This is a genomic window from Nesterenkonia sp. F, from assembly GCF_000220985.1.
Taxonomy (GTDB): domain Bacteria; phylum Actinomycetota; class Actinomycetes; order Actinomycetales; family Micrococcaceae; genus Nesterenkonia.
This window is the reverse complement of sequence record NZ_AFRW01000081.1, coordinates 1-9,947: the sequence shown is the minus strand read 5'-3', so window position 1 is coordinate 9,947 and position 9,947 is coordinate 1. Positions and strand designations below refer to the sequence as shown.

Genomic DNA, 9,947 nt, shown 5'->3' with positions numbered 1-9,947 from the left:
GGGTGACGCCCGTGCTCCTCCGGAGCTGGATGGGCGGTGCAGCGAGGATGCTGCACCGAGTAGCCCACTTCAGTGCGGAGTCGAGCGCGGGCGTCATCTGCATCAGGCCCGATCGTCGGGGCCGCCGTTTTGGCGACAGCGTCGGCGAACCGGTAATATGAGTTCTCGCGTGAGGACGGAAGTCCGGAGCGCGGAGCATCTCCGGGGTGTAGCGCAGCTTGGTAGCGCGCCTCGTTCGGGACGAGGAGGTCGCAGGTTCAAATCCTGTCACCCCGACAGTGAGAAGGGGCTCGGTCTGCGGACCGGGCCCCTTCGTCGTGTCCGGGCCCGTGTCGGCCCGTCCGGCTCCTGCGTGAGCCCGCCAGCGCCGACGAGTCGCCCGGCGCCCCGGCTCGGACCGGCTGAGCCGGCCGGTCGCCGACAGATACCCTGGAGACCTGCAGGCTTCCCACTGAATCGAGGAGACGTCATCAGCTCCGATCTGAGCAGATCCCAGGACACCGGCCGTGAGCAGCGGCGCCCGCGGAGGGTCCAGATCATGGCGGCCGTGGGTGTTTTCCTGGCGCTGGGCACGCTGCTCACTCTGCTCATGTTGCCCGACCCGTGGGCCTGGGCCGCCGGAGCTGTCTTCGGCCTGGCCGGCGGCGCGGCCGCCTTCGGAATCCTGAGCACGGTGGAGCAGTCCGATCGTCGTCGGGCGCTGCGTCGCAGCAGCGAGCAGCAGCGGCTGCGCGACGGTCTGGCGGCGGTGGAGGAGACGCTGCGCACCCGGTCGGGGCAGCTGCCGCCCTCGACGCAGGGCCAGCTGCGCATGATGGTCGTCGGCCTGGAGGAGATCGTCGAGCGATGGGAGGATCTGGAGCGTCTGCCCGAGCAGCAGGAGGGAGTGCGCCGCACGGTGGAATCCCATCTGCCGCGGACCATCGAGCTCTTCCTCGCGCTGCCCGACGAGGACAAGCCGCGTCACGCGCAGGAGTTCAAGGCCCAGGTCGGCCTGCTCGCCGAAGCGGTCGCGAAGACCCGCGACACCGTCGTCGCGAAGAACCTCCAGGCGCTGCAGACCAACCGGTGGCTGCTCGAGGAGTCGCTGGGCGACCCCGACGAGACGCTCTTCCGTGAGAACGGGCTCTGAGGCGACGCTGAATGGCGCTGACCGAAGAGCGTATCGTCGAGACCGCGCATGCCCTGCTGGTCGAGCGCGGGCTGCCGGATCTGACCATGCGGCGCATCGCCGCCGAGCTCGACGTCCGCCCCGGCGCGCTGTATTACCACGTCGACAGCAAGCAGCAGCTGCTCGCTCGGATCGCCGCCCGCGTGCTGCGCCCGCTCCAGACGCCGACGCCGGATGAGGAGCCGCGCGAGCTGCTGGCGCGATTCCGCCGTCTGGTGCTGCCGCTGCGCGACGGCGGGGACCTCATCCTGGTCGCCTTCGGGCTCGACCCGCGGCTGCCGCCGGTCCCCGGCCTCATCGAGCAGCTGACCGCTCGCGGCTTCGGCGCCGACGAGGCCGAGCAGCGGGCCGCGGCCGCGGTGCGGCTGAGCCTCGGGGCGGTCGCCGTGGAGCAGAACGCCGCGCTGCTGCGGGCCGCCGACCCGCAGCAGGCCGGCGACGCGGCCCGGGAGGCCGCCTGCCGTGCCGCCGAGGACCGGCTGCACGACCGCGGCGTCGACCTGCTCCTGGGCTGATCGGCCGCCCCGAATCAGTACCAGGCGGAGTCGTCCTCGCCGACGACGTCGATCGGGCCCGACTCCGGGGCGCCGCGCTCCATCTGCTCGATCACGTCGGTCGGCGGGTCGATCATCAGCGTCGCCTCGTCGCGATAGGTGCGCAGCACCTCGTCGATGAAGCTGGGCAGCGCATCGGTGAGCGCGACGTCCTGACCCTGCTGCTCGGAGAGCTTCCACCGGTGATCGATCAGCTGGTGCATCAGCTCGGCCGGCTCCAGCTTGTCGCGCAGCTCGCGGGGGATCTGGGCGATGATCGGCTGGAAGACCTGCTGGGTCCACATATGGGCTGCGACCGCCTCGTCGCCGTGCGGGTCGTGCTGCGCCCGGTAGGCGTCGATGGCGCCGAGCAGCCGACGTGCCTGGTTCTCTTGGACGTCCAGCCCGGTCAGGTTCATCAGCCGGCGCTGGTGGTGCCCGGGGTCCACGACCTTCGGGCGCAGCAGCAGCTTCCCGTCGGCGCTGGCCGAGCGGATGTCGTACTCCTCGACGTCGAAGCCCAGCTCGTTGAGCCGACGGATCCTTTCCTCGACCAGCCACTGCTGGTCCGGGTCGAAGGCGGTGTCGCCGGTGAGCTCCTGCCAGAGCCCGCGGTAGGCGTCGATGAACTGGTGCGAGGTGGCCACCGGATCGACGTCCTCGTCGATCATCCCGCCTTCCATCAGATCCATGAGCTCGCCGGCGATGTTCACCTGGGCGACGTCGAGGTCGTATTCGCGCTGGCCGGACGACAGCTCCGGGTGCAGCTCGCCGGTCTCGGCGTCGACCAGATAGGCGGCGAACTTGCCGGCGTCGCGGCGGAAGAGCGTGTTCGACAGCGAGACGTCGCCCCAGTAGAAGCCGATCAGGTGCAGCTCGACCATCAGCAGCGCCTGCGCGTCGATGAGTCGGTGCAGCGTCTCCTTGCGCATCATCTGGTTGAACACGGCGCGGTAGGGCAGCGAGAAGCGCAGGTGTCTGGTCACCAGCGCCGGCGTCAGCTCCGTCCCGTCCTCGGCGGCGCGGCCGTTGACCTCGGCTACCGGCTTCACACAGGGCGCGCCCAGCCGTCCCAGACGGCGCAGCATCCGGTACTCGTGCCGCGCGGCCCGCTCGGAGGTCTCCTTGATCGCGATCACCGATCCGCCCAGATAGGCGAAGCGGACGATGTGCCGCGAGATGCCGCGGGGCAGTGCGGCGATGACATCTTCGGGCCATTCCTGCAGCGGCAGCTGCCACGGCAGATCCAGCAGCTCCTGGGGGATGGTGCCCGAGGCGGTCAGGCTCAGACCGGGGGCGGTGGTCACAGGGTGCTCCTCATGCGCCCGGCGCGGTGCCGGGCCGGGTCGGTGTCGAGCGGGGACGGGTGTCCGCCCCGCGGGCCTCGGCCGGCGCGGCGAGCGCGGCGAGCACGGCGGCCAGCTCGCCCGGGGCCGCGATCCGATGGTCGGCCAGGGTCTCGCCGGCGCCGACCTTCACGCCGACGTCGTCGTCGCCCAGCACGGCGAAGCCCTGCTCGTCGGTGACGTCGTCGCCGGCGAAGAACACCGCCGCGGCGCCGGTGCGCTCACGCAGCGTGCCGATGGCCTCGCCCTTGGTCGCGTGCACGACGGGGACCTCGACGACCATCTTGCCGTCCTTCGGATGGGCGCCGTCGACGGCGGCCGCGGCCTCGCGGGCCTCGGCCAGCAGTGCCTCGGCGGCCGCGGCGTCGGCGACGGCGCGGACGTGCAGCGCCGCCCCGGCCGGCTTGCGCTCGACCAGCGCGCCGTCGATCCGGCCGGCCAGGTTCTCGAGCAGCTCGAGGACCTGCTCGCGGGTGCGCCGCTGGGCGGCGGTGAGCCGCAGCGGCGCGGCGTCGGCGCCGAGATCCTGCTCGGCGCCGTGCGAGCCCACCAGCAGCACGCCGGCCGGCGGCGCGGCCAGCGCGCGCAGCTGCTCCAGCGGCCGCCCGGAGACATAGGCGACGACGACGTCGTCGAGCGCGGCCAGTCGCTCGACGGCAGCGGCGTTGGCCGGCACCGGGGCGACGGCGGCGGGGTCGTCGGCGAGCTCGGCCACGCAGCCGTCGAAGTCCAGACAGACCAGCACCGGCCGGCGGGCGGCCAGCGCCTCCACCGCAGTGCGGAGCGCCTCGGGCAGCTCGCGCGATGCGTCGGGGGCCGCGCTCATCGTGCCGCGGCCTTCAGATCGGCCAACCGGCCCAGGAAGTCCCGGGCCCAGCGCTGGACGTTGTTCGAGACCACCTGCCGGCGCAGGCTGCGCATCCGGCGGCGGGCCTCGGCGGGTTCCATCGTCGCGGCGGTGACCATCGCCGCCTTGAGCTCGTCGACGTCGTGCGGGTTGATCAGCAGCGCCTGGCGCATCTGGTCGGCCGCTCCGGTGAACTCGGAGAGCACCAGCACGCCGGTGCCGGACTTCCGCGCGGCCACGTACTCCTTGGCCACCAGGTTCATCCCGTCGCGCAGGGCGGTGACCAGCATGACGTCGGCGGCCAGATAGAGCGCCACCATCTCCTCCACGGGATACGAGTGGTGCAGATAGCGGATGGCTGTGTGGGCCAGCGTGTCGAACTCGCCGTTGATCCGGCCCACAGCCCCTTCGATCTCCTCGCGGAGCAGCCGGTAGGACTCCACTCCCTCGCGGGAGGGGCTGGCCACCTGGACCAGGCAGGCCTGGCCGACGGAGAGATCGCCGTCCTGCAGCAGCTCCTCGTAGCCCTTCATCCGGTGGCGGATGCCCTTGGTGTAGTCGAGCCGGTCCACGCCGAGGAAGACCGTCTCCGGATCGCCCAGCTCCCGGCGGATCTGCTGCGAGCGGGCGATGATGTCGGGCCGCTCGGCCAGCTCGACGATCTTCTGCGTGTCGATGGAGATCGGGAAGGCCCGCGCTTCGGCGATGCGGTGCTCGCCGTCCTCGGCGGCCGGGGCGGACAGCCGGCGCGCGGCGGTGCCGCGGGAGGGGTCGGCGTCGAATCCGACCAGCGGCGAGCCCTCGTCGGTGGCGCGGGAGCCGACGGGCACGTGGATGCGGTCGGACTTGATGTAGTGGCCCAGCCGGTGGCGGACGACCCGCTGGAAGTTGCGCGCATCGGACTCGCGCTGGAAGCCGATCAGATCTGCCCCCAGCACTCCGCGCAGCACCGAGTGCCGCCAGGGCAGCTGGGAGAACAGGCCCGGCGGCGGGAACGGGATGTGGTTGAAGAAGCCGATGGTCACGTCAGGACGCAGCTCGCGCAGCATCTGCGGCACCAGCTGCAGCTGATAGTCCTGCACCCAGACGGTCGCGGCCTCGGCGGCGACGCCGGCGGCGGCCTCGGCGAAGCGGCGGTTCACCCGGCGGTAGGCCTCGAACCAGTGGCGATGGAACTCCGGGCGGGCGATGACATCGTGGTAGAGCGGCCACAGCGTGGCGTTGGAGAACCCCTCGTAGTAGTCCTCGACCTCCTGGCCGCCCAGCGGCACCGGCACCAGGTGCATGTCGGCATGGTCGAAGGGCTCGAGTTCCTCGTCGGCGGCGCCGTGCCAGCCGACCCAGGCGCCGTCGGACTCGGCCATCACCGGCGCCAGGGCCGTGACCAGTCCGCCGGGGGAGCGGCGCCATCCGGTGGTGCCGTCCTCGTCGGTCACCCGGTCGACGGCGAGCCGGTTGGCCACCACCACGAAGTCGTAGCCGTGCTCGTATCGGTCCTGCTGCGTCGTGGTCATCGTTCCGATCCCCTTTCCTCCCAGGGCGACGCCGGCCGAGCCGGGCGCGCCACCTCGGTGACGTCCGTCGCGGGCTCTGACGCCCAGCCTACCCGGAGGAGCCCCTCAGGCCGGTCCGTGTTCCGATCTCCGACCAGACACTCTCCGGGGTCCCGGCGGCGGCCATGCAGGTCGAGGCGCTACCCTGGCCCGGTGCCCCGTCGGCGACCCCGGCGGCGCCGGTCGCCCGACCCCGCTCGTGCCGGGGCGGGCGTGCGGTTCAGCACGGCAGAGCATCGTCCCAGACCCATCGGAGAGAACATGGCTCGCAACCAGTCCTCGGGCGAGAACGCCCGCGAAAAGGCCCGCAGGATCCAGCAGGAGCAACAGCGCCGCCAGCGCGGCGCCTCGGTGTTGCTGCGCGTCGGCGTCGTGGTGGTGGCGCTCGTCGTCGTCGCCGGCCTGACCTTCTTCGTGCTCAACCGCCAGGGCGACGGCGAGGACTTCTCCGCCTCCGAGGGCGCGGCTCCGGCCATCGCCAACGAGCAGGGCGGCATCACGCTGACCTCGGCCGCCGAGCTCGCCGACGGCGCCGACATGGGCGAGGTCGACGCCTCCGAGGTGCCCGGCGCCGGCGAGTCCGAGGCTCCCGTTCCCGGTGCCGAGCCGCGCGAGGAGGGCGAGAAGCCGCACGTGATCATCTACGCCGACGCGAACTGCGTGCACTGCTCGAACTTCGAGACGTCGCAGGGCCAGCAGATCCAGCAGTGGCTGGAGGACGGCGACATCACCGTCGAGTACCGGATGGTGGGCATGCTGGACGGCAACTCCACCACCAACTACTCCTCGCGCGCGGCCAACGCCATCACCGCCATGGCCGTGGAGTCGCCGGAGAACTACCTGCCGTACCTCGAGCAGGTGCTGGCGCACCAGCCCGAGGGCGAGCTGTCGAACGACGAGCTGATCAGCATCGCGCAGGACGACTACGGCGTCGACCTCTCCGGACCCGTGGAGGACAACACGTACCGGGCCTTCGTCACCTACACCACGAACCAGGCCGCCGAGGTCGGGGTGCAGGGGACTCCGACGATCTACATCGGCGACCAGAACTGGCAGGATTCCGAGCAGGCCTTCGGCGAGTGGGCCGGCGGCTTCGTCGAGGAGTATCGTTCGGAGACCGGCGACGGCTCGGGCGGGGACTCCGCGGAGAGCTCCTCCGAGGAGTGACCCTCGTCGGGGTCGGACTGGTCCCCGTGCGCGCGTCGCCGGTAGTATCGGACTCCGGCGATGCGCCGCGCCTCCTTAGCTCAGCAGGTAGAGCAGCTGTCTTGTAAACAGCAGGTCGTCGGTTCGAACCCGGCAGGGGGCTCCGCTGCAGCCCGTCCGCGCTCGCGGGCGGGCTGTTCTCGCCGTCGTCGCCCGGCCCGGAGCCGGACCCGAGTCGGGGTCGGCCGGCACGGTGCGTGCGCGCAGGACGTTCCGGGAATAGGGAACGGCACGTTCCAGTTGAGAGGGCGTGGAACGGACGCCGCCGCGCGACCGGACGCCGCCGCGTCCGGGCCGCGCGCACCCGTCGACACTTCTGACCGCATCGCCGCACCCCGGCTGCGTGCGCGTCCCGGCAGGACGCGCGCGGCCGGCGACCACCCTCGCCTGGAGGCCCCATGAGCGCACAGACCAGCCCATCCGACCCCCATGCGTCCGAGGTCGCGACCGACCGACTGTCCGCCGGGAACAAGCTGACCATCGGCGTGCTGCTGGTGTCGGCCTTCGTGATGATCCTCAACGAGACCGTCATGAACGTCGCGCTGCAGCCCCTGATGGAGGAGTTCCAGGTGGCCGAGTCCACGGTGCAGTGGCTGACCACGGCCTTCATGCTGACGCTGTCGGTGGTCATCCCCACCACCGGCTGGCTGATGCAGCGGTTGAGCCTGCGAGCGACCTTCACCCTGGCGATGAGCCTCTTCGTCGTCGGCACCGCAGTCGCCGGGGCCGCCGTCGGCTTCCCGATGCTGCTGGTCGGGCGCGTCGTCCAGGCGGCCGGCACCGCCATCGTCCTGCCGCTGATGATGACCACCGTGCTCACTCTGGTGCCGCTGCACCGCCGCGGCGTGGTCATGGGCAACATCGCCATCGTCATCTCCGTGGCTCCGGCCACCGGCCCGACGCTGTCGGGCGCCATCCTGCATGTCGCCGACTGGCGCTTCCTCTTCCTGACCATCCTGCCGATCGCGGCGGCCGCGCTGCTCCTGGGCCGGCCGCGGCTGGACGCCGACGGCGGCGGCGGGGCCGAGAAGCTCTCCGTGCCCTCGCTGCTGCTGGCGGTGCCCGGCTTCGGTGGTCTGGTCTACGGCATCAGTCAGCTGGGCGGCGGCGGCCACGGCGCCGGCGCGGCCGAGGGCGTCTCCGTCGACCCGATCGCCGTCGTCGTGCTGATCGTCGGCGCGGTCTTCCTGGCGGCCTTCACGCTGCTGCAGATCCGGCTTCAGAAGCACGGCACGGCGCTGCTGAACCTCCAGCCGTTCCGCTACAGCATGTTCACCCGGTCGCTGCTGATGATGCTGCTGATGATGATCGCGCTCTTCGGCGCGCTGATCATGCTGCCGCTCTACCTGCAGACGGTCCGCGGGATGGACACGCTGCAGACCGGGCTGCTCATGCTGCCCGGCGGTCTGCTGATGGCGCTGCTGGCCCCGGCCGTCGGCCGGCTCTATGACCGTGTCGGTCCGAAGCCGCTGGTCGGCCCGGGCGCCTCGCTGCTGGTGATCGCGATGTTCCTGCTGAGCCTCCTCGGCGCCGAGAGCAGCGTCTGGCTGGTCCTCGGGCTGCACCTCATGCTCAGCCTCGGCCTGGCGTTCCTCTTCACCCCGGCGTTCACCACGGCGATGAACCCGCTGCCGCAGCCGCTGTACTCGCACGGTTCGGCTCTGCTGAACACGCTGCAGCAGCTGGCGGGCGCCACCGGCACTGCGCTGCTGGTCGCGGTGATGGGGCTCGGCGCGGCGGCTGCGGCCTCCGGCGGGGCCGCGGCGGACGAGGCGCAGATCGCCGGATTCCAGACCGCGTTCCGGACGGCGTCGATCATGAGCATCGGCACGCTGCTGCTGGGACTGACGCTGCGGGCGACCGAGGAGTCGCCGGCTGACGAGTCGTCCGAGGTCGGGTCCTCGGGGGAGTCCGTCGAGGGTGAGCCCGGTTCGGGGGAGGGCGTCGCCGAGCAGGTGCGCTGACCGGTCGCAGGCCGTGCGGCGGCGGGGCGGCGACAGGGCAGAGACAGGGCCCGGCAGGATGTGCTGATCATCCTGCCGGGCCCTGGCCGTGTCGTCGGCCGGTCTCCCGTCGGGGAGCGCGTCGGCCGGGAATGCGCGGAGGTCCGGCATCTCCGTCGCTGACGGTGAGCATCCCGGGTGGGAATGGGGCCCGCCCGCACCGAGCGGGCCCCGTCGCACCCAAGTGAGATCTACCTTAGCGAGTGGTCATCCGATTACGCAATGCCTCTGTGCTGAAATCCTGGCATCGCGTGGACGCTGTTTTGTAGTTCGGGGAGACGTAAAGGGTTAGTCTGTGATGTGTGACATAGTCCGCGGACTCGTTCCGCGCGATCCTCGACGTCGAAGGAGCCGGTCATGTCCCTGCCGTCCGTCGCCCGCCGCCTCGTCGGAGCCTCCGCGCTCGCCGGCCTGCTCGCCCTCGCCGCGACGCCGCCGTCGTCGGCCGCGGCGACCGCCGGCTACGGCCCGCCCGACGGGGGCGCCGTCGACCCGGTCGCCGACCCGGTGGTCGCTGCCCAGGGCGAGGGAGAGGTCGCGGCGCTGACCTTCGACGACGGCCCGAATCCCGACACCACCGGCGCGCTGCTGGACTATCTGGACGAGCAGGACGTCACCGCGGTGTTCTGTGTGATCGGGCAGAACGTCGAAGCCCCCGGCGGGGCCGAGCTGCTGCGTCGGATCGCCGACGCCGGGCATGTGCTCTGCAACCACAGCACCGGATACGCCGACATGGGCGACTGGGCGCCGGAGCAGGTGCGCGCGGACCTGACGGAGAACCTGCGCATCATCCGCGAGACGCTCGGCGATCCGACCGCCGAAGTGCCCTACTTCCGCGCGCCGAACGGCAGCTGGGGCGCGACGCCGGAGGTCGCCGTCGAGCTGGGCATGCAGCCGCTGGCGGTGGCCCACGTGATCTACGACTGGGAGACCCAGGACGTCGACGTGCTCACCTCGAACCTGCGGGCGGCGATGGTCCCCGGCGAACTGGTGCTCGCCCATGACGGCGGCGGGGAGCGCGGCGGCACGCTGCAGGCGGTGCGCACGGTGGTCTCCGAGCGGCTGGCCGCCGGCTGGGATTTCACCCTGCCCGAGGGAGTTCCCGCCGACGGCGCGATCGGCCCGGGCTTCTCGAGTCCGCCGGTCGACGTGCCCGGACGGGGGGCTCCGGGCTCGCCGGGCTCGCCGGGCTCGCCGGGCTCGCCGGGGATGCCGGGTGCGCCGGGAGGGCCGGCGGTGCCGGCGGCGCGCGGCTGACCTCAGCTCGCGCCGAGCAGGCGCAGCCCTG

The 9,947-nt window shown here is 71.9% G+C and carries 8 protein-coding genes and 2 tRNA genes; 7 read left to right on the top strand and 3 right to left on the bottom strand.

Translation table 11 applies throughout. The annotated features are described in order from the left end of the window. Nucleotides 1-202: 202 nt before the first annotated feature. The 3 genes from GU5_RS0106805 (at nucleotide 203) to GU5_RS14445 (ending at nucleotide 1,686) form a co-directional block, all read left to right on the top strand. A tRNA-Pro gene (locus GU5_RS0106805) sits at nucleotides 203-276 on the top strand. 262 nt (nucleotides 277-538) lie between these two features. Next, nucleotides 539-1,132, top strand: coding sequence for a hypothetical protein (locus GU5_RS0106800; RefSeq protein ID WP_010524831.1), 594 nt, complete (start codon nucleotides 539-541; stop codon nucleotides 1,130-1,132). Nucleotides 1,133-1,143: 11 nt separating this feature from the next. Next, nucleotides 1,144-1,686 carry a TetR/AcrR family transcriptional regulator gene (locus GU5_RS14445; RefSeq protein WP_010524830.1) on the top strand — a complete coding sequence of 181 codons (543 nt, stop codon included), beginning with the start codon at nucleotides 1,144-1,146 and terminating at the stop codon, nucleotides 1,684-1,686. A gap of 14 nt (nucleotides 1,687-1,700) precedes the next feature. Here GU5_RS14445 and GU5_RS14440 read toward each other — a convergent pair whose 3' ends face one another. Genes GU5_RS14440 through GU5_RS0106780 form a run of 3 tightly spaced genes read right to left on the bottom strand, consistent with a single transcriptional unit; the run spans nucleotide 1,701 to nucleotide 5,411 of the window. After that, entirely contained in the window at nucleotides 1,701-3,011 is a 1,311-nt protein-coding gene (locus tag GU5_RS14440; RefSeq protein WP_010524829.1) for a DUF4032 domain-containing protein, read from the bottom strand. 10 nt (nucleotides 3,012-3,021) lie between these two features. After that, a complete protein-coding gene (gene otsB / locus GU5_RS14435; RefSeq protein WP_010524828.1) occupies nucleotides 3,022-3,876 on the bottom strand; it encodes a trehalose-phosphatase in 855 nt (284 codons plus the stop codon). Further along, a complete protein-coding gene (locus GU5_RS0106780) occupies nucleotides 3,873-5,411 on the bottom strand; it encodes a trehalose-6-phosphate synthase (RefSeq protein WP_010524827.1) in 1,539 nt (512 codons plus the stop codon). The genes otsB and GU5_RS0106780 overlap by 4 nt, the downstream gene beginning before the upstream one ends. Nucleotides 5,412-5,711: 300 nt before the next feature. On the opposite strand from GU5_RS0106780, the gene GU5_RS14430 reads away from it, so the two are divergent. From GU5_RS14430 to GU5_RS0106760, 4 genes are all read left to right on the top strand, one after another. Then, nucleotides 5,712-6,617: a thioredoxin domain-containing protein gene (locus GU5_RS14430; RefSeq protein ID WP_010524826.1), complete on the top strand. Its 906-nt coding sequence runs from the start codon at nucleotides 5,712-5,714 to the stop codon at nucleotides 6,615-6,617. 69 nt (nucleotides 6,618-6,686) lie between these two features. Then, nucleotides 6,687-6,759: transfer RNA gene (locus GU5_RS0106770), tRNA-Thr, on the top strand. Nucleotides 6,760-7,054: 295 nt separating this feature from the next. Then, entirely contained in the window at nucleotides 7,055-8,620 is a 1,566-nt protein-coding gene (locus tag GU5_RS0106765) for a DHA2 family efflux MFS transporter permease subunit (RefSeq protein ID WP_010524825.1), read from the top strand. 396 nt (nucleotides 8,621-9,016) lie between these two features. After that, on the top strand, nucleotides 9,017-9,916 hold the full coding sequence (locus GU5_RS0106760) for a polysaccharide deacetylase family protein (protein WP_010524824.1): 900 nt from the start codon (nucleotides 9,017-9,019) through the stop codon (nucleotides 9,914-9,916). The last annotated feature ends 31 nt before the right edge of the window (nucleotides 9,917-9,947 follow it).

Bases quoted from the DNA above. Each gene is read 5' to 3' on its own strand.
- GU5_RS0106800 (WP_010524831.1), top strand. From the start codon at position 539: ATGGCGGCCGTGGGTGTTTTCCTGGCGCTGGGCACGCTGCTCACTCTG.
- GU5_RS14445 (WP_010524830.1), top strand. From the start codon at position 1,144: ATGGCGCTGACCGAAGAGCGTATCGTCGAGACCGCGCATGCCCTGCTG.
- otsB (WP_010524828.1), bottom strand. From the start codon at position 3,876: ATGAGCGCGGCCCCCGACGCATCGCGCGAGCTGCCCGAGGCGCTCCGC.
- GU5_RS0106780 (WP_010524827.1), bottom strand. From the start codon at position 5,411: ATGACCACGACGCAGCAGGACCGATACGAGCACGGCTACGACTTCGTG.
- GU5_RS14430 (WP_010524826.1), top strand. From the start codon at position 5,712: ATGGCTCGCAACCAGTCCTCGGGCGAGAACGCCCGCGAAAAGGCCCGC.
- GU5_RS0106765 (WP_010524825.1), top strand. From the start codon at position 7,055: ATGAGCGCACAGACCAGCCCATCCGACCCCCATGCGTCCGAGGTCGCG.
- GU5_RS0106760 (WP_010524824.1), top strand. From the start codon at position 9,017: ATGTCCCTGCCGTCCGTCGCCCGCCGCCTCGTCGGAGCCTCCGCGCTC.